The organism is Rothia aeria (assembly GCF_016726365.1).
In the GTDB taxonomy this organism is placed as follows: Bacteria; Actinomycetota; Actinomycetes; order Actinomycetales; family Micrococcaceae; genus Rothia; species Rothia aeria.
In genome coordinates this window covers 434,645-455,021 of the sequence record NZ_CP068102.1, presented here as the reverse complement: position 1 = coordinate 455,021, position 20,377 = coordinate 434,645, and the positions used below count along the sequence as shown (strand labels likewise).

Genomic DNA, 20,377 nt, shown 5'->3' with positions numbered 1-20,377 from the left:
TTACTTACCTTCCAACTGTCCCATGGCCTGCAGGACGGCGTCGTGGGTGGGGTTGAGCATCTCGCCAGCAATCATGCCGTCTTTGAGGAAGACCACGCGGTCTGCGTACGAGGCGGCGTGCGCATCGTGCGTGACCATGAGGATGGTCTGCTGGTGCTCAGTCGCCGCATCACGCAGCAGCCGCAAAACCTCAGACCCCGAGTTGGAGTCGAGGTTACCGGTCGGCTCGTCAGCAAATACGACCTCCGGGCGAGCCAGCAGAGCGCGCACAATGGCAACGCGCTGCTGCTGGCCGCCGGAGAGCTGTTCGGGGCGGTGATCCAGGCGGTTCTGCAGCCCCAAAGTCTGAACAAGATAGTCACGCCACACCGGGTCGGGTTTTTTGCTGGCCAGCCCCAGTGGCAGGTCGATGTTTTGCCCGGCAGTGAGGGTGGGTACGAGGTTAAAGGCCTGGAAGATGAACCCTACGTGTTCGCGGCGGAATTCGGTGAGCTGGTTGTCTTTCTGACCGTATAGTTCGGTACCGCCGATACGGATAATAGTCTGGGGGTTACGGTCGGGCGCATCAAGGGTAGCGAGCGTCTGCATCAGCGTGGACTTGCCAGAGCCGGAAGGCCCCATAATGGCGGTGAACTTACCGTGCTCGAAGTCAACGCTCACATTGTTCAGGGCATGAACGGTTGCTTCGCCCTTGCCGTAGGTTTTGAACAGGTTCCGTGTGGCTACCGCAGGAGTGCCTGCGGGGATGGTTGAAGTAGTCATGATTTAATTGTTTCAGGAATTGAAAGCGATATCCCCTGACATTTGTCATCCTTTGGGGTGAAGTTTTTGAAGGCCCCCAAAAACGGTTCTCATACTTTCGGATGATATACGGCCCTGACCAGGGTTTAAGGTGGCACGGCGGGGAACGGTGTGGTAAAAGTGGTAGATACGCTGCATTTAAGCTGCATTCAAAGAGTATGAGGTAATGTATACCCTAAGTGGCGTATGTGATATATGACACTGTGTCTAATAAAAGGAAAATAAAGATTTAATAACATGCCGCCGTGTAAGGATTATAGGCAGAATAGTACACCCTCAACACGTTTCGGCAGACAAACTGTATTAACTTCAGCGGGCACAATAAAAACACAGGGCGGGTTCCCCACACCGGAGAACCCGCCCTATGACGGTTCAGAACCGACAGCGAATCAGCGGCTAGCTGCGCATCCCCTCCACGGGAGACATACGCGCTGAACGTATCGCCGGCAGCGCCGAGGCGACCAGCGCTGACAGCAAACCAACCAGCACCACAAAGGCCAGCCCCAAGAACGGCAGCTCAACCACAATCTCAGCGGAACTATTGGACGCCGTGAAAATAACCTTCGCCGCGAGCAGCCCAATCCCAATACCGCCTAAGATGCCCAGCAGCACCGCGCCTAGGGTAATAAGAATTGCCTCAGCCGAAATCATGCGACGCAGCTGCTTGCGGGACAGGCCCAGCGAGCGGAGCATTGCGTTCTCACGGCGGCGCTCGTTCACCGACAGGGTCATAGTGTTCGCCACGCCAATCACAGCGATCACAATTGCCAGAGCCAACAGTGCCAGGGTGCAGCCCAGCAGAATAGTCAGTATCTGGTCAATCTGTTTCCGCGACTGCAAACCGCCCACAAAATCAACGCCGTCATTAGCTTTAGTCAGCTCATCCTGCAAAGCGGCGTTATCGGAGGACGACAGCGGAGAAGCCGCACGCACCAGAACCATCGTCTGGTTACCGCGCGCTACGGTTCCCAGCTCCTGCTGCCCGGCACCATCCTGGCCCGGCTGCTGGGCACTCCCAGCAGATGCACCCGCAGCAGAGCCTTGAGCGCCGCCACCGGCAGGGGCGCTGGCACCCTCAGAACCGGCACCGGTAGCGCCGGGAGATGCGTCGCCCTCAGCCCCAGCGGCAGGAGCCTGGTGCTCACCACCCTGGGCGGGCTGCCCCTGTGCACCCTGCTGTTCTGGTGCGTTTGCAACAGCAATCGGTTTCGGGTCGGAGGCATCCTGCAGCTTGGCCCCGGTTGCCGTATTCACGATGAAGAGGGTCTGCTGGGTCTGCGACTTAATCGGTTTCAGCTCCACAGTCCCGCGCGGGCCGGTTGCCTTGAGTCGGGTTGAATCGTTATACGAGCTGGCCTCATAAATCTTGGTGGGAACCAGCACCGTATTATCGGCAAGCTGCTGCGAAGCCTCACCCGGGATGACCTTCCCCAGCTCGTCTTGGCTCAGCGCCACCAGGTTACTGGCGTGATCCACCGACTTGTCAGTATCTTTGACGGGGATCGTGTACTCCACAGCACCCGCAGCAGAGGCCACAGTTGCTGCTTCCACATTCTTCAAACCCCGCGCCTTATCGGCAACGCTGCGGGCTTTCTCCACGCCCTTGGCACCGGCCGATGAGCCATCACCGTATACGGCCATCGCTGAGATCGGGAAGGTCTTATCCATTGCCTTTGCCAGCGAGGCGTTCATGACGCTGTAACCGGTCAGCACGGTAGCGACCACCAGTGCACCCACCAGTACTGCACGGCCCGTTGAGACCGTACGTTTGGGGGAGCGCAGGGCGTTAGCGACCGCCAATTTACCGGTCTGGGTGCGGAACATTGTGCCCAACCCCCGCACCAGCGGCAGCAGAATCCAGGGGGTGAGCAGGAAGATCGCCACACCGAGCAGCAGGGCAGCCAGCATCACCAGCAGCACAGCCTGTTCGGAGTCCTTCTTGTCGCTGGTCATCCCGATGGCAATACTGACCAGTACGGCACCGCCAATACCCACCAGCACGCCCGCGATCATCCCAATAATGCTGGGCTTCTTCACAGCCTGGGCGGTGGTCTCACCCATTGCACTAATGGGGGAGATGCGCAGGGCGGTGCGGGCCGGGGCCAGCGAAGCCAACACTGTGACGATGGTGCACAGTGCCACACCAGCAACGAACGCCATGGGGTCGTACGTGATCAGAATATTGTTAAACAACAGTGACAGCAGGCCCGCGACGGCATACACCGCCAACGCACCGATCGCTGAGAATACAATACCCACTACAAGGGCCTCAATGATAAGCATGAGCACCAGTGACGAGCCACGCGCACCCAGGGTACGCAGCAAGGCAAGCTCACGCACTCGCTGCCCAATCAGCACCGCGAACGTATTAGAAATGACGAAGGACGAGACCAGCAGGGCCAGTGCCGCGAAAGCACCCAGGATCGTGCCAATAAACGCGAACCCAGCCGAGATTTGGTCCTGTATCTTCTTCAGGTACTCTTTCCCGGTTGTTACCTTCGGCTCGGTATTTTTGTCCCCGGTGTTGAGCTTGTTCTGCAGCTCGGTACGGGCAGCGGCCTGGTCATCACCCTTGAATTTAACGAACGCCATGGTAGCGCCCGGATACATGTACTCGGGTGCCCCAGCAGGCCTGTTCTTAAGGGCCTTGGTGGCGGCTTCCCCGTAGGCGGTACCGCCGATAAAGACTGCATTATTCGAGCTGGCGCCTGAGAACCCGCCGTCGAACAGGCCACTGACCGTGTACTCCTTGGTGTCGGTGGTGCTCGGATCGGAGGCGGAAGCCACAATATCCTGCGAGGTGACCTTATCACCGGTTTTCAGGTTGTGTTTTTGCGCGAAGATTTTAGAGAGCATAATCTCTGAATCATTCGCGGGCAACTTACCGTCAATGCTGAAGGGGAATGCGTCGGTGCTGGTGGGGGCCTGGTTGTAGTAGGCCGTGGTCTTATCGGCACCGAACTTGCCCGAACCCTGGTAATCAATCCAGGCTGAGGCTACCGACGGGTCTTCCTGAATTTTCTTAATGGTCTCCTCATCCAGGTAAATATTCGCGCTATTGTTAGACTGGTCGTTTGCCCCGGCAGAGATCACAATATTATCGGCCTTGGTCAGCACATCGCCGATTGAGGCGCTAACGGTGCCTTGCAGCGAGCTGATCAGCACAATCACGGCCGCAATGAAGAACGACGAAATGGCAATACCAAGACCCGTGAGAATATATTTGCCTTTGGACGCACGCAGGTTCGCGCGCGCCACTGTATTTAGATTACTAGACACTACTTACCCTCCAACTGCCCCATGGCCTGCAGGACGGCGTCGTGGGTGGGGTTGAGCATTTCGCCAGCGATCATGCCGTCTTTGAGGAAGACCACGCGGTCTGCGTACGAGGCGGCGTGCGCATCGTGCGTGACCATCAGAATTGTTTGTTTCTGTTCGGTGGCTGCATCCCGCAGAAGTTTAAGCACCTCAGTACCCGAGTTGGAGTCGAGGTTACCGGTCGGCTCATCCGCAAAAACCACCTCGGGCCGGGACAGTAGCGCACGCACAATCGCCACACGCTGCTGCTGACCACCCGAAAGCTGCTCGGGCCTGTGGTTCAGACGTTCGGCAAGACCCAGGGTTTTCACCAGGTAATCGCGCCATACCGGGTCGGGTTTTTTGCCGGCCAGTCCCAGTGGCAGGTCGATGTTTTGCCCGGCGGTGAGGGTTGGTACGAGGTTAAAGGCCTGGAAGATGAACCCTACGTGTTCGCGGCGGAATTCGGTGAGCTGGTTGTCTTTCTGACCGTACAGCTCGGTGCCGCCGATCTGGATGCTTGTTTCAGGGTTTCGATCCGGGGTGTCGAGGGTCGCTAAGGTTTGCATGAGCGTGGATTTACCTGAGCCGGAAGGCCCCATAATGGCGGTAAATTTACCGCGCTCAAAGTCAATGGTCACATTATTCAGGGCATGAACGGTTGCTTCGCCCCTACCGTAGGTTTTGAACAGGTTTCGTGTGGCTACCGCAGGTGCAGCTGCGGCAATAGTCGTAGTACTCATGCCCTCAATTGTTGCAGATGATACCCTCAAATACCTGTTATATCCCTCATCCTTTAGGATGATTTTTAGGGAAACACCGCAGTGGGGAGTCAGAGCGGGCTAAAAAGTAGCCTTACATGCGTTAGTGCTTTACATAGCAACTAATTTATTTACAAGGTAATAAATAATCCGTCATGTGTGCACCCGCCCAAGACATTATTTAGTCGGTCCGCAGCCCCTCCACCGGGGAACGCCGCGAAACGCGCACCGCCGGGATAAACGAGCAGAGGATAGCCGCCACGAGAGAGGCGAGAAGCGTGAAACCGTACCCCACCCACGGTATGGTGTACACCAGCTCGTACTGCTCCGGAACCATTGCCCGGGCGCCTACGAAACCGATGATGGTACCGCCAGCAAGCCCAATGGTGACGGTTGCGAATGTAATCAGCACCGCTTCCATGATCACTACCGAACGCAGCTGTGTGCGCGAGAGCCCCAACACCCGTAAGAGCGCGTTTTCATGTGCCCGCTCGTACCCTGAAAGCGCGATAGTGTTCGCCACCCCCAGCATTGAAATCAGCAGCGTGAGCGACAGCAGCGCCATATAAATATACACGGTATAATCCATACTTTGGGTGAGAGCAGCGCGCGTGTCAACGGTGCCAAGCACGTAATGCCCCTGATGCTTCGAGGCAATATGCTGCAGGTTTTCGCGTAGTTCTTTAGCTTTATTGCCGGTAAGCGGTTTGGTCTGCATGATCAGCTGGGAGCCGCCCCCAGTGCTTCCTTCAACCGTGCGGGGGTGCTCAAGGTCTTGTACTTTTGCGGCCGTTGCACGGGAGACATACGGGGAGTGGTTGTCAAGGTTTGACGGTACAGGTTTAAGCTTGATCTCCCCGGTGGGGCCAACAAACCGGAATTCGCCGGTTTCGCCAGCCCGGTAGGATTCCCAGTCCTGCCGGGAGAGTGCCACCGTGTCCCCATCCAGCAGATGAGAGTCAGCTCCGGGAAGTACCGTAGTAATATCTGCGGTATCAACCGCATACGTATTCGCCAGGGATGCGGTAGATTCTTCGGCGCGCAGACGCTGGTATTCCTGCTCGCTCATGCGGTTCTGAACGAACCTGTGGTACGGCTCAGTCTCCAGATAGTCGAACCCGCCAGCATACTCCACCAGAGAAACCGAGGATACATCCGCTATGCTGCGCACCTGTTGGGCTGCTTCACGTGCCTGACGCAGCGATGTCTCAGCGGCAGAAGGATCAGAAGCATCAGCGCGCTGCTGCGGCTGTTGCTCGGCAGTATGTTGCGCATCGGATGGTGCAGAGCGTGTGGGCAGCGCAGAGGGCGCACCAAAATACAGGGATGCTGCCGCAGCCTTCTGCTGGTCAACGGTGTGCATCGCCATTGACTCCAGCGTGGCCCGGCCAGAGAGCACAACACCCACCAGAACCGCCCCCACCAGCAGGGCACGCCCGGTCGCCACTGTACGTTTGGGGGAGCGCAACGCGTTCGCTCGGGCAATCTCACCCGTTAATGTGCGGGCAATAAGCGCCGCCCACCCGCGTACCAGCAGCGGTATAAACCGATAAGCAAGGAACACCAGCGCCACCAGCAGGCACGCTATCCCAAGTGCCGAGAATATGAACCGTTTCTGCCATCCTGTATCAGTAATATCTTCTATACCTATTGAATGGAACAACCCCCAGGCTACTAAGCCCGTAGCAAGCAGGAAAAACACGGTTCCTAGGATGGTCTGCACCCGACCACCGGCATGTACCGCGATCTTTGTGCCTTGCCGCAGACCCTGTACCGGAGAAATACGCATCGCCGTCACCGCTGGCAGAAGTGCCGCAATGAGCGTGGTGGTACAACATACGGCTAGGGTTATTGCCGCTGGCATGAGCGATGAACTGAACACGAGCTTGGTAATAGCCTGCACAGTTGAGATGGTTATTGAGAAACGGGAGGAACGATCCAGCAGCAAGGTGCCCACCGCGAACAAGATATAGGCTAAGACAATACCAGCCAGTGAAGATACCACACCCATAATTGCCGCTTCCCCCAGCCCCAGGGCAAGGAGCGAGCGTTTATTCATCCCCACTGTTCGCAGCAGTGACAGTTCGCGGGTGCGTTGAGCCATGAGCACATTCAGGGTATTAGAGATAACAAATGCGGAAACCAACACCGCCAGTATGGCGAAGCTGAGCATTGAGCTGGTCAGCACCACTAGAACTATATGCTGGATTCCGCGCATAGCATCAGCATATTGGTGGGGAGTTATTACTGCGAGTGCGTGCCCACCGGGATTGGCCCCGCCGAACCCGTTCAGTCCCGTTGACTCGATCAAGTCCCGGAGACTAGACCCGGGTTTAAGCTTAATGGCTAAACCCTGAATGGCGTCTGAGGACGCTCCCGGCCGGGTTAGCGACAAACCGCCAGCGTATACAGAGATCATTTCGTCAGACTGCTGCATCGCTGGCTTAAACGTACCCACAATACGGTATTCACCCAGCGTATGGCGGGTTGTACTGTTGCCCCTGAGCGTATCACCAATATTTAGATGTAAATCAGCGGCTACGTGCTCAGAGACCACCACTTCCCGTTCGTTAACTGGCATGCGGCCATTCACCGCATAGGGGAACATATCGGTGCGAGTAGGAACCTCTCGGAGTACAAAATACTTATCAGTTGTTCCGGTGGCGATGTAGGATTCTTCCACCAGTTCCCAGGCGGCCTCAACATGGGGGTCATTCCTGACGCGCTGCACCTGCTCAGTGGTCAGAGTGTCTGGGCCGTTGTTGGGACTTGGCGACATTAACAGCGTTTGCGGCACCACAACGGCGTCACTGCGTGAGACCCTATCCTCATAGTGGGCATCAAAAGCGGCGTTGAATGACAGGCTCAGCAGAATTACCATGGCTAAGAAAAACGCCGAGATCCCCACAGCTGCCCCCGTGAGCGCGTATTTACGCCATGAGGCGCGCGCATTTGCGCGAACCAGCGTCACTAACGGTGCCCTCATCGTTGCCTTTTTCGCCAATTTTCCCACTACTTTTATCGTCCAGCTTTACCGTTTCAGTCGTACACGCCCGCACCCACCGCCGTGGGTTTCCCGCCTTTTAGCTCACGATCCCCGCCTCGTACGCCATGATGACCGCCTGCACACGATCCCGTGCGTCCAATTTATTCAACACATGCGACACGTGTGTTTTAATGGTCGCCTCGGAAAGCACCAGCTCCCGACCGATCTCAGAGTTCGACAGGCCCTCAGCCACCAGTTTCAGCACCTCATACTCGCGCGGGGTCAGCTGCTCAATAAGTTCCTGATGCTGCAGCACCGGCTGCTCCTGTGGTGGCGCTTCGGCTGCAGCATTTTCCCTGGAGGTATCCAGTACCGGGATCATGTGCTTGAGCAGGCGGCGCGTGGCCGAAGGCGCGATCACCGCATCCCCCCGGTACACTGTGCGCACCGCCCCCAGCAGCTCCTCCGGCGGGGCGTCTTTGAGCAGAAACCCGCTCGCACCGGCCCGTACCGCCGAGTACACGTACTCATCCAAATCGAAGGTGGTCAGCATAATTACGTGCGATTGGGGGGCGTGCATTTCAAGGATGCGCGTGGCCGCCTGCAGCCCGTCTAGTACCGGCATGCGCACATCCATGAGCACAATGTTCGGTGCGTGCCCCTGCTCCGCCAGGCGCGCATAACTATCCACAGCGGCGGCGCCGTCATCGGCTTCCATCACCACCTGCAAATCGGGTTGAGAGTCCACGAGCATCTTCAGCCCGCCACGCACCAGCTGCTGATCATCAACCAGCATTACCGTAATCTTTTCATCCACTATTACGCTCCTTCACGAATAATTAACCAAAACCTACACTGACTAAATTTCTCGGTATGGCAGGTGCGCCCGCACCGTGTAACCGCCCTGAACGTCCGGGCCGTAGCTCAGCTCACCCTCATACATGTTCACACGCTCCGCCATGCCGCGCAGCCCGTTACCTGACCCCGGCACCGGGGAAAACTTACCCTGCGGGGCGCTATTGTGTGCACTAATGCCCAGCCCCGCCCTGTCCCAGGCCACCACCAGCTGCACCTGCTGCGCGTCACGGGCGTGCTTAAGGATGTTCGTCAGCGCCTCCTGCACCACCCGGTACGCTGCCAGCTCAGCCCCCTGCGGCAGGGTGCCTCGCGGCACCCCGCTAATACCCGAGAACTCGATTGGAACCCCCGAATCGCGTGTCTGCTCCACCAGCATCGGCACCTCACCCAGGCTGGGGGCGGGGGTGTACATGGTCACCTCGTCGGTGCGCAGTATTCCAAGCAGTGAACGCATCTGTGCAAGAGAACCACGCGCCGTTGTGGCGATCGTATCGAGTGTTTGCTCCGCAATTTTTTGAGATGTTTCCGGCTGTGAGCCATCTGCGTCGGTGGCTTCTTCGCTAGCCTGCCGTGCCGCCGCTGAGGCATACCGCGCCCCATCGGCCTGCGTAATAATACTGGAGAGTGAATGCGCCACAATATCGTGCATTTCCCGGGCAATACGGGTGCGTTCGTCCTGAGCCGCCAGCCGCCGCTCCTGCTGCTGCTCAAATTCTAGACGCATGGCGCGCTCACGGATTTCGTCTTGCAGCAGCACACGCATACGCCGTGAAGCACCAAAAAACCAGAAGAACGAGAACGTGAGCCCGCAAAAGAAGAGGGCGAAGAGCGCTATGAAAGCTGCACCGGCGGCATTAAGCACCGGTTCATTCGGGCTGAGGCTATGAAGCAGCGCTATAAAACTACGGACTCCCACCAGGAATGAGATAACCCACCCGCCAATAAATGCGCGTGCTCGTCCTTTTTGGTTCCAATGCCGGCCGGTATGGTACGCGGCCAATAACACCGGCAGGTAGGAGTAAATAACGACGGTGGGGGCGAAAAGCGAAAGGAGCAGCGCCACCGTAAAAACATAGATGCTGCCGTAGGGGTTGCGGTACCGGTAGTACAGGCTGGTGGTAGTCACACCCGCAGTAATAAAGGCGACGCCCGCATCACGGTCAGCGGTTCCTAAACAGATCAGCAGGGTGAGCATCTGAATGCTCAGAACAGCCGCGGCATTACCCCACCGGTGGTGTTTGTCGAGGAAGTTATTAACGCGGCTAGTGAAGTCCATGGGTTAAGTTTATCGGTGGGTAGCTACTACTCAGGTATGAGAAGGCCATGTGCGCCAGCTGCATCATGATAAGTGCTGGGGTTCTCAGGCTGCCCACACTGTGAGATTCGCGGGGTTGTGTGTGGGCGTGGTTCCGCACCAGCAGTAGGGTAGTAGCATGACTGAACAGCACCTCACCAACAGTATTGACCTCGCCGTGATCGCTGGCGACGGTATCGGCCCCGAAATTATTGCTCAGGCCCGGCGCGTACTTGACCGTGTATGCGAGCTCGATAGCATCGCCGTGACCTCAACCGACTACTCGCTTGGGGCTGAGCACTGGCTAAAAACTGGTGAGACCCTGCCCGAGAGCACCATGGATGCGCTGAAAAAGCACGACGCTATTCTTTTCGGCGCTATTGGTGCCGACCCGCGCAGCGGTGATATCCCCTCGGGCCTGATTGAGCGTGAGATGCTTCTGAAACTACGCTTCGCGTTTGACCACTACATTAACCTGCGCCCCGCGCGGCTGTACCCGGGGGCGGTGTCGCCGCTGAGCAGCCCCGGCGAGATCGACTTCGTGGTGGTACGTGAAGGCACCGAAGGCCCCTATGCGGGTAACGGCGGTACCCTGCGTGAGGGCACGCAGGAGCAGATAGCGACTGAAGTGTCGCTCAACACCGCACACGGGGTCAGCCGCCTGATCCGGTACGCCTTTGAGCTGGCACAAGCCCGCCGCAAGAAGCTGACCCTCATCCACAAAACGAATGTGCTGGTGCATGCTGGCCGCCTGTACACCCGCCTTTTTGAGGAGATCGGGCGTGAATTCCCCGATGTGCAGACCGACTACCTGCACATTGATGCGGCAACAATTTTCATGACCACTAACCCCTCACGGTTCGACGTGATCGTAACCGATAACCTATTCGGTGACATCCTGACCGACCAAGCCGGTGCAGTAACCGGCGGTATCGGGTACGCCGCCTCCGGCAATATTAATGCGGTGGGGAAGTTCCCCTCAATGTTCGAGCCCGTGCACGGTTCAGCCCCCGATATTGCGGGGCAGAATAAGGCAAACCCGACCGCCACAATCCTCGCAGCGGCCCTGCTGCTGCGGCACCTGGGCTATGAGTCGACCGCCGTGCGCATTGAGGAAGCAGTCGAGGCCGACATGCGCGCCAATGGCGCTCGCACCCGCACTACCGTTGAGGTTGGTGACGACGTGCTGGGCTTTATCGGCTAACCACCACCAGCGGGGCGCCCGCACCCCAGCACGGGTGTGCGGTGCCCGGCAGTAATATGCGCGGTGCCCCCATATCGGGTACCCTAAAACAGGGTGCGGCGAGCACACACGGTTTGCCCACCGCTGGCGTGGTCACGAACCACAGCATCCCCACGCGCCACCCGCGCAGTTTAACGATGCGCACCGCTCACCTTCATTCGCGGGCGGCACACCAAGTAACGAACTCTCACGGAAGAAGAACCTCGATGGCCATCGAATTCAGCCACGAAACGAACCAAAACCCCGCCAGCGACGCCCTCCGCGCCGAGATCCTAGCCGACCCCGGGTTTGGCGACTATTTTACGGATCATATGGTTAGCATCGACTGGAACGGTGATTATAAGACCGGCGGTGAATGGTCGAACGCGCGGGTGCACGCCTACGGTCCGCTCAGCTTAGATCCCGCCGCCGCAGTTTTTCACTATGGCCAGGAAATCTTCGAGGGTATTAAGGGCTACCGCCACGCGGACGGCTCGGTGTGGACATTCCGGCCCGAGAAGAACGCGGCGCGCCTGAACCGATCAGCGCATCGTATGGCGCTGCCTCAGCTGCCCGAAGAGACCTTCATCGAATCCCTGAAACAGCTGGTGCAGGCAGACGAAAAATGGGTTCCCAGCGGTGAGGGAGAGGCGTTTTACTTCCGTCCGTTTATGATTGCGACCGAGGCGTACCTGGGGGTCCGCCCCGCACGTCACGTGGAGTACCACGTGATTGGGTCGCCTGCTGGCAACTACTTCGGCACCCCCGAGCCGGTGGATATCTGGCTGTCCACGAAGTACGCCCGCGCTGGTGAAGGCGGTACTGGCACTGCAAAATGCGGCGGTAACTATGCTGCCGCCATGATCGCCCAGCTTGAAGGCGAAGAAAACGGCTGCAAACAGGTGATCTTCAAAGACCCGCACCGCAACGATGCGCTCGAAGAGCTGGGCGGCATGAACGTATTCTTCATCTACGGCAAAGAGAACAAGCTGGTCACCCCCGAACTGACCGGAACAATCCTAGAAGGCGTTACTCGCTCCTCAATTCTGCAGCTGGCCAAAGACCGCGGAATAACCGTTGAGGAACGCCCCATCACCCTGAACGAGTGGCGTGACGGCGTGGCCTCCGGCGATATTACAGAGGTGTGCGCCTGCGGCACCGCAGCGGTCATCGCCCCCATCGGCAAGCTCAAAGCCGCTGATTTTGAGATTCCCGCAGCCTCCGAAGGGTTCGGTGAGATCTCCAAGAGCCTGCGTGAAGAGCTCGTGGGTATTCAGACCGGCACGGTAGAAGACCGCCACGGCTGGATGACCCGCCTCGTCTAAAAAGCTCACCCCCGCACGTGGCTTTTCGACCGAAACGCACCTCATAGAGGCAGCCCCGGCCGGAAAGCCACGTTTCGCGCTTAAAATCCGTGCCGATTCCCTACCCGCCACCACCGCGCCGGGGTACACTTGAGACAAGCAGAAGGGAGGTTCTGAACCGGGTCACACCCGTGCAGGGCCTCCTTTTGCGCACTCAAAACCACACGGTGCGGGTGCGCGCCACCGATACATCAGGTTCAACCGAGGGAGACCCCATGCACAAGCTGGCCATTATTACCGCCGTAGCCCCCGACCGCGCCGACCACCTGCACGAAACCGCCCAATCCGTGGCCCAAACCCGCAACCACCTCAACATCCAGTGGATCGTGGTGTGGGACGGCGTGAGCACCCAACCCGTCGAACACGCAGACGCACAACTAACCACCGGCAAACTCTGCAGCGGCGCCTCCGTGGCCCGCAACACCGCACTCCCTACGGTCGAGGCCGAATACCTGCTCAAACTCGACGCCGACGACGTGCTCAACCCCGAAGGCGTGGCCGCCACCATCCACCAGCTTGAGAAAAACCCAGACGCCGGGTGGGCCGCCGCAAACATGCTCATCCACGGCACCGGCGAACGCACCGAACACTGGGCCAACACCCCAGAAACCTACCCCGAAGGCGCCCTCGCCGGGCTCTGGACCGTGCCCTTCCCGCTACACCCCGGCGCCGTCATCTACCGTACCGACCGCGTACTCCAAGCCGCAGGCTGGCCCGCCCTCAACAGCGCCGAAAACCTGGGGCTGCTCCTGCACGTCGCAGAAGACACCCAAGGGCTGCGGGTACCCGACGTACTCGTCTACCACCGCCAATGGGATGCCCAAGAAAGCCAACAAGAATACGCCCCCCAACGCGAAGAGCAAGCCCTCAAAACCATCCGCGCCACCATTAACGCCCGCCGCGGACGCACCGGCCGCGAACCCGTGTACTTCCGCGCCCGCTAAACCCCACCGCAGCCGCAGACAACCCGGCGGCTGACACCACCGCCGGGCTGGTACCCTAGAGGGTATGCGTATTGCACGATTTACCGTAGATGACGAACTACACTTCGGCCTCGTCGAAGGCGAAGAAGGCGCCGAAACCCTGCGCGTTCTCGCCGGTGACCCGTTCTACAACGGCATAGAACCAACCGGTGCAACCCACCGGCTAGATGATGTGCGCCTGCTCGCGCCCATCATCCCACGCTCAAAAGTAATCGGCGCTATCGCCAACTGGGCGGGCACACCGGCACCGGCCGCACCACAGTTCTTCACCAAACCCAACACCACCGTGGTAGGCCCCGGCGACCCCGTCACCCTCCCTGACTACTCCGAAGCGGTCAGCCCCGAAGGTGAACTCGCCGTCGTCATCGGGCGCATCGCAAAATCCGTGCCGCTAGAACGCGTACCCGAAGTCGTGTTCGGCTACACCGTAGCCAACGACCTCACCGCCCGCGACGTCATGGACACCGACGCCCAATGGACACGCGCTAAAAGCTTCGACGGCTCAACCCCGCTCGGGCCCTGGATCGAAACCCAGCTCGACACCGACTCGCTGAACATCACCACCTGGGTAGACGGTGACACCCTCCAAGAAGGCAACACCTCCGAGATGCACTACAGCGTGGCTGAACTGGTCGCCGCCGCATCAGAAGTCTTCACCCTCTTACCGGGCGACATTATCCTCACCGGAACCCCCGCAGGAACCACCGTGCTGCACGAAGGCAACGAGGTCGAGGTGGAAGTTGAAGGAATCGGCGCGCTCGTCACCCGAATCCGCAGCTAACCCCCACCCGGCACCAGGTAAGCGGGTACCGAACAGCACCCCGCCCCGTCACCGAAACCTCTGACACATATATAGGAGAACAACAATGACCGAATACCGCGGCCCCGCGCTCGCAGACGCGAGCCAGACCCGCGTCCGTTTCTGCCCCTCACCGACCGGAACCCCGCATGTGGGTATGGTACGCACCGCCCTGTTCAACTGGGCGTACGCGCACCACACCGGCGGAAAACTGGTGTTCCGTATCGAAGACACCGACGCGGCCCGCGATTCGGAAGAGTCGTTCAACCAGGTGCTTGAAGGCCTGCACTGGCTGGGCATTGACTGGGACGAAGGGGTGGGCGTGGGCGGCCCCCACGAGCCGTACCGGCAGTCGCAGCGCATGGACCTGTACGCCGAGGTCATTCAGAAACTCAAAGACGGCGGCTACATTTACGAAGATTTCTCAACCCCCGATGAGGTGCGTGAACGCCGTAAAGCTAAAGGCGAAGACCCGCAGTTAGGGTACGACAACTATGACCGCACCCTAACCGAGCAGCAGAAAGAGGCGTTCCGCGCCGAAGGCCGCCAGCCCGTGTGGCGCCTGCGCATGCCTGAGGAAGACATTACGTTTAACGACCTGGTGCGCGGCGAAATCACGTTCCGGGCCGGTTCGGTACCGGACTATGTGGTGGTGCGCGCAAACGGCAAGCCGCTGTACACTCTCGTGAACCCGGTGGATGATGCGCTCATGGGTATCACCCACGTGCTGCGCGGTGAAGACCTGCTCTCGTCAACCCCGCGCCAGATCGCCCTGTACCGTGCCCTCATTGATGTGGGTGTTACCGAGTTCATCCCCGAATTTGGGCACCTGCCCTATGTGATGGGGCAGGGTAATAAGAAGCTTTCAAAGCGTGACCCCGAATCGAACCTGTTTTTGCTGCGTGAGGCCGGGTTCATTAAAGAGGGTCTGCTGAATTACCTCTCACTGCTGGGCTGGTCGCTCTCAGCAGACCAAGACGTGTTCACGGTGGATGAGCTGGTGCAGCATTTCGATGTGCACGATGTGGTGGGTAACCCGGCACGTTTCGACGTGAAAAAAGCCGAAGCCATTAACGGCGACCACATTCGCCGCCTGGATGCCGCCGATTTCCGGGGCCGCCTGGTGCCGTACCTGCAGGCGGCGGGCGTGCTGGGGGAGCCGCTGAGCGAACAGCAGGAGCAGGTGCTCACGCAGGCCGCCCCGCTGGTGCAGGAGCGCATGCAGCTTCTGGGCGAGGCACCTAAACTTCTGGCGTTCCTCTTCACCGCTGATGAAGATATTACGGTGGCTGATGATGCGCGTAAGCAGCTGAAAGAATCCGCCCCGCAGGTTCTTGCCGCCGCCATTGAGGCGCTCGAACCCATCACCGAGTGGGATTCTTCTCACATTGAGGCGGCGCTGCGTTCGGCGATCGTTGAGGGTCTGGACATCAAGCCACGCCTGGCATTCGGGCCTGTACGCATCGCAGTTTCAGGTGAGCGTATCTCCCCGCCGCTGTTCGAATCTATGCAGATTCTGGGGAAGGAATCATCGCTGAAGAGGCTGCGTAAACTAGCAGCCGATTTGGGGGAGTAGAATATTACTTAGCCCCTTTCTGAAAGTGCCGCCCGACCCGCCGTCTGCCACGCGCAGGGCGGGCCGGGCGGTTCTCTTATACCCCCGTACACAACCGGTAGAGTGGTGCGCGCACTATGGGCGCAGGGTGCGTACAGCTTATGCTTATAGCAGTGCAGGAACCGCTGAGAGGCTACGATGCTGGAGATTTTTAGCAGTAAAAAACGCGTGTGGCGTGCCGTCCGTAAAGGCACGGTGATGGCGTTCGCAAACGCATCGATCATTATGCTCATTGCAACCGTTGCCGATGCGCTGCGGTCTGTGTGGACTATTGTGGCGATTATGGTGGCAAGCCTGCTGGCGTATTTCGCCGCCTACCAAGAGGCACGTTTTGACGACGAACAAGACGCCTGGGAGGCGCAGCAGAAAGCCCATGCTGAAGCCGCTGACACCAGCAGCACTGAGCTGGAGAAAGGACAATAAGGATGACCCGCAAAGATGTGGCGCTGGCACTGACGATTTCCGTTGCCGCCCTGCTGCTGTATGTGGGGGTAAAACAGGTGCTGGGCGGGCACTGGGACTGGGTGACGTTCGTGATCTGGGTGCTGGGTGCGCTGCTGTTCGGGTTCGGCATGGTGTACGCAAAATCGTTCCTAATGCGCCTGGTAGATGAGATGAACGAGGACGGCGTGGCCCCCGAAACGCAGCGCAAACGCCAGCCCTCCACCGGTGCTGAGAGCAGCACGAACAGCGACAGCGAACCAGAAACCGGGAAGACCGCAAACGAGCACCCAAGCACGGACAGGAACGGTGCTTAATGCAGCAGGCAAAGGCACGGTATTCGTCGTGACCTGGAGTAACCGTCGGGCCTTGCGCACCCGCCCAGAACCGTAACCATCGCTGAGGCACAGCAGCACCCCGATGAGAAAAACCTCAGAAAAATATTGGCCATGCTCACCAGTGTTTGTGCTTGTCAGAGCGTTCTATGGGATAGTTTTCCGGGTTCAGAGGCGGAATTTCACGCCCACAAAGCCTATGAAGACTTGCAGGGTGCCCAACAGTTCGGTATAGTATTCTTCGTTGCGCGGTTGTAGCTCAGTTGGTAGAGCACCACCTTGCCAAGGTGGATGTCGCGAGTTCAAGTCTCGTCAACCGCTCCACCAAGCCCCCAAAGGTAAAACCTTCGGGGGCTTTCGCTTTGCTGAACTTCAGTGGTTCCCTGCCTTACCCCGGCTTATAGACGCATATTCTCGTCTATAAGCCTTGAGGGAATAAGGCCCCAATGGGTTTATACCGCCTAAGGGAATATCAAATAGTTTTCTCTCGCTATTCGTCATCTAGCTTTATGGATTGCAGGCCCAGCTCCGCAGAGTAGCGCAGGTGGTAGTCGCATAACGTCACCTCGTAGAAGCCGGAGTCTTGCAGCTCAAAAGGTAAGATAAGCTCACCGGCAAGCATAAAGTTCTTCTGCCATGAGTCGATGCGTTCACCCTCCAGCTCATCAAGAGCTGCCTCAAAGCGGACCCTGTTCTTTGGAGAGTCTGAGTACTGGTAGGGCAGACGTATAGTCGATGCTAATAGCTCAAAGGCTAGCGAATTGGCTGGCTCATTTGGGTCTTTCGCATTGTGCCAGTCAATCTCTTGGGTTTTCTGCAGGGTACTAGGGATTGTACGATAACGGTCAATGCGGCCGTCTCCGTCACGCTCAACTACGATGGCGATCACCTCAAGCGAAGCGTCGCCATCACGAACACGTGCCTCACCAATCTGATCTTCTGAGAGCGTTCCATCCTTTTTGCCAAGGTAACTATTCATCACGTCTGCCATGACTGTTTGTTGATTTTGCGGGCGTTTCAAGAGGAACGACTCTGCCATTACTGAAGCGCATTTTTGATGTTTATCAGACTCTTCACGGGCTTCTTTGTAAACACCATCCCAAGCCTCCGGGTACTCAGGACATTCTTTGTAAGCCTCCTGAACAAGCCCGCTCATATCAGCCGGAATGCGCAGAGTTTTTCCGGCAAAATAGGGGAGTAACCGTGCATAGCTGCTGAGCAGGATAGCGGGCTCGTAGACCAAACGTGAACCTTTGGGAAACTCTGGAACTTGGGCTTCAGAACCAAAGGTCTCAATACCACGAACGTAGCAGATGGGTGAAAGATATTCCTTAGGCCGTTCTGAATCATCACGCTCATGGCGGTGCAGACGCCCCAGCCTCTGAAGCACTAAATCTACCGGGGCGAAGTCGGTCACCATGACATCAAAATCAAGATCCAGGGACTGTTCAATGACCTGTGTTCCCACCACGATTAAACGTTCGGGGCGGCCATCGCCTCGGTGGGAGTCCTTGCCAAGCAGCGAAACTAAAGCGGCTTCTTTTTCAGCACGATGTTTAGCAGTAAAACGGGAGTGAGCCAGCATGACATCATTACCAAACTTCGCCCGAAGATGCTCGTAGGCTTCCTGCGCTCGGCCCACAGTATTACAGATAACCGCGGCACAGCCGTGCCCATTGTCTAAGGGTGCTAGTACCTTATCAAGGTCGGTGAACTCATCGCTTATCTGACGAATGGAGATCGTTACCTGCTCTTCGGGTGCTGCTACCTGCCATTTACGCGGGGTATAACCATCCTCGGCGGTGAGTGTATGAATAACAGGGTAATCTAGGTCGAGAGAAGGCTCAGTAACATCCTCTAGAGCGAAACCATCATCAAAGTCCCAATCAGTAGAATCCTGAATTTCAAGACCTTCCGCGTAACTCTCCATCAAAGAGGTGCGAACATGCGCAGGTAAAGTAGCCGACATGAGAATAACAGGTGCGTTCATCTGACCCAGCCAGTAGAGTGCCTCCTTGAGGTAAACACCCATATAGGCATCGTAGGCGTGCACCTCGTCGATGATGACGACTTTAGAACCCAGTCCAAGGTGGCGAAGCATCACATGGCGTGACTGTAGAGCCATCATAAGAATCTGGTCGATAGTACACACGACGAAGGTCGAAAGAATGCCGCGTTTTCGACCGCCTATCCAGCTGTGGCGTGCTACTGAAGTATTAGGGCGTATACTCTGTTTCCCTTCAATGTCGGCTTCTGAATCGAAAATATCAGCTCGCTGTAGGTAGCGGAAAGAATCTTGCTGTTGGTTTTTTGCATGGCCTAAAAACATAGTGTGCGGTTCAAAACCGCCAGCAGGCCCTTGCGCCCATGCTTTGACCCGATCAAACAGTGCGTTTGACGTCGCTTGAGTAGGGGCGGCAAAGGCGAGCCCGCTGCGTCCTGTTTCTTGGGCTAGAATTTCGGCAGCGATGAGTCCAGCCTCAGTTTTACCCTGTCCCATGGGGGCCTCAATACACATCATGCCGCCGCCCTTCATAGCACGTGCAGCATTAGCCACTACCTCCTGCATTGGTCGTAGAGTGGGATTTTTCCACCCAAACCGTGAGCTGTATAGGTCAGAAGCGGCAGCGTCCCCAGTATATGCACCCCAAGGATGCTCAAGACCAAGGGTATCCCAGCCTTGATTGAGGCGTTTGCGCTGAGCCTCAACATCAAAAGTTCCCATAGGGAAAAACGTTGGGTTAGAAGCGATCCAATCCGCCATAATCACCAGGCCCGTAAGATAAAGCTGCACGGCAACAGGGATTTTGGTACCTGACATGAGTTTCTGAAGAACCTGATCTGCGCCAGTTTGCTCCAGCGTCATCTCGAAAAGTTCATGCCACGCTTGATGCCACTTGTCGTTGAGGGCCTCAAAGATAGCAAAATCTTGTCCGGGTGTTCCTGGAGTGTATGCGGCGGGTACACCATGGTGAGCCCCCGCGATACTTGCGATTGTCCCAGCGGTCTCTGCGTCGTCTGTGTAATGTTCTGTAAGCAGCTTAATAAGGATGCTCTGGCTATAGGTTGAATGAGGGCATCGTGTTCCTGCGGGTGGAGTGGTGAGGTGATTGGGAAAATTAAACTTGTGTTCTTCAATCCTGTCTCGAAACACGCGGAGTTCTTCTCTGCCGCGTGAGTCTAGCTGTCCTGCAAACTCTGGGGTCGCTTTGCCTATATCGTGGGTGGCGGCAACCCAACAGGCGAAAGACTTGGCCTCATCCTGTGTGAGATTGAGCATCTTCATAATGCGTTGTTTAGCGCCAGGGGAGAGCCACTTATCCCATAGTTCGGCGGCTACAGATCCTGCATCTGTCATGTGTTGAGGTAGGGAAAGACCAATGCTTGGGGTTTCGTCCGTTCCGGTTTTTGCCCAGAGGGATGATGTCTCTGCTGTAGCAAGCTGACTAGGGTGTTTAGTATTTTCGACTGTCATTCTAACCTCTTATTGGCTATAGTTATAAGTCACTGTTCCCGCGAGGCGAGAAGCGCGGGATGAGCCTTTTGTACGGTTTCTTCTTAAAGTGTTCCCCAGATTTCTCTGGGGATCTTCTCGCTTTAAGTTTATTTCAAAACTTTGTA

Annotated in this window: 14 protein-coding genes and 1 tRNA gene; 8 read left to right on the top strand and 7 right to left on the bottom strand. The window is 57.5% G+C overall.

From position 1 onward, the window contains the following. The 6 genes from I6I94_RS01905 to I6I94_RS01880 all read right to left on the bottom strand — a co-directional run bounded on the left by I6I94_RS01905 (position 1) and on the right by I6I94_RS01880 (position 9,979). The gene (locus tag I6I94_RS01905; protein ID WP_006888653.1) at positions 1 to 762 is read right to left on the bottom strand and encodes an ABC transporter ATP-binding protein; all 762 of its coding nucleotides are present in this window, start codon (positions 760 to 762) and stop codon (positions 1 to 3) included. Between the two features lie 435 nt (positions 763 to 1,197). Continuing rightward, positions 1,198 to 4,080, bottom strand: coding sequence for an ABC transporter permease (locus I6I94_RS01900; protein ID WP_006888661.1), 2,883 nt, complete (start codon positions 4,078 to 4,080; stop codon positions 1,198 to 1,200). Further along, the gene (locus I6I94_RS01895; RefSeq protein WP_006888662.1) at positions 4,080 to 4,841 is read right to left on the bottom strand and encodes an ABC transporter ATP-binding protein; all 762 of its coding nucleotides are present in this window, start codon (positions 4,839 to 4,841) and stop codon (positions 4,080 to 4,082) included. The genes I6I94_RS01900 and I6I94_RS01895 overlap by 1 nt, the downstream gene beginning before the upstream one ends. Before the next feature lie 199 nt (positions 4,842 to 5,040). Continuing rightward, positions 5,041 to 7,830: an ABC transporter permease gene (locus I6I94_RS01890; RefSeq protein ID WP_006888668.1), complete on the bottom strand. Its 2,790-nt coding sequence runs from the start codon at positions 7,828 to 7,830 to the stop codon at positions 5,041 to 5,043. A gap of 112 nt (positions 7,831 to 7,942) precedes the next feature. Continuing rightward, positions 7,943 to 8,662, bottom strand: coding sequence for a response regulator (locus tag I6I94_RS01885; RefSeq protein ID WP_006888659.1), 720 nt, complete (start codon positions 8,660 to 8,662; stop codon positions 7,943 to 7,945). A gap of 42 nt (positions 8,663 to 8,704) precedes the next feature. Next, a complete protein-coding gene (locus I6I94_RS01880; protein WP_006888683.1) occupies positions 8,705 to 9,979 on the bottom strand; it encodes a sensor histidine kinase in 1,275 nt (424 codons plus the stop codon). A gap of 157 nt (positions 9,980 to 10,136) precedes the next feature. Here I6I94_RS01880 and I6I94_RS01875 point away from each other — a divergent pair, with 157 nt between their 5' ends. The 8 genes from I6I94_RS01875 (at position 10,137) to I6I94_RS01840 (ending at position 17,080) form a co-directional block, all read left to right on the top strand. After that, entirely contained in the window at positions 10,137 to 11,201 is a 1,065-nt protein-coding gene (locus tag I6I94_RS01875) for a 3-isopropylmalate dehydrogenase (RefSeq protein WP_006888682.1), read from the top strand. 245 nt (positions 11,202 to 11,446) lie between these two features. Then, a complete protein-coding gene (locus I6I94_RS01870) occupies positions 11,447 to 12,544 on the top strand; it encodes a branched-chain amino acid aminotransferase (protein WP_006888658.1) in 1,098 nt (365 codons plus the stop codon). A gap of 185 nt (positions 12,545 to 12,729) precedes the next feature. Continuing rightward, a complete protein-coding gene (locus I6I94_RS01865) occupies positions 12,730 to 13,527 on the top strand; it encodes a glycosyltransferase (RefSeq protein ID WP_006888686.1) in 798 nt (265 codons plus the stop codon). A 64-nt stretch (positions 13,528 to 13,591) separates the two neighbouring features. Next, the gene (locus I6I94_RS01860; RefSeq protein ID WP_006888677.1) at positions 13,592 to 14,347 is read left to right on the top strand and encodes a fumarylacetoacetate hydrolase family protein; all 756 of its coding nucleotides are present in this window, start codon (positions 13,592 to 13,594) and stop codon (positions 14,345 to 14,347) included. Positions 14,348 to 14,432: 85 nt separating this feature from the next. After that, the gene (gltX, locus tag I6I94_RS01855; RefSeq protein ID WP_006888664.1) at positions 14,433 to 15,941 is read left to right on the top strand and encodes a glutamate--tRNA ligase; all 1,509 of its coding nucleotides are present in this window, start codon (positions 14,433 to 14,435) and stop codon (positions 15,939 to 15,941) included. 177 nt (positions 15,942 to 16,118) lie between these two features. Beyond that, a complete protein-coding gene (locus tag I6I94_RS01850; protein WP_006888663.1) occupies positions 16,119 to 16,403 on the top strand; it encodes a hypothetical protein in 285 nt (94 codons plus the stop codon). A 2-nt stretch (positions 16,404 to 16,405) separates the two neighbouring features. After that, positions 16,406 to 16,738, top strand: coding sequence for a hypothetical protein (locus I6I94_RS01845; protein WP_006888675.1), 333 nt, complete (start codon positions 16,406 to 16,408; stop codon positions 16,736 to 16,738). Between the two features lie 266 nt (positions 16,739 to 17,004). Next, positions 17,005 to 17,080, top strand: a tRNA-Gly gene (locus I6I94_RS01840). A gap of 166 nt (positions 17,081 to 17,246) precedes the next feature. Here the strand turns inward: I6I94_RS01840 and I6I94_RS01835 are convergent. Next, a complete protein-coding gene (locus I6I94_RS01835) occupies positions 17,247 to 20,231 on the bottom strand; it encodes a CRISPR-associated helicase/endonuclease Cas3 (RefSeq protein WP_006888657.1) in 2,985 nt (994 codons plus the stop codon). Between the last annotated feature and the right edge of the window lie 146 nt (positions 20,232 to 20,377).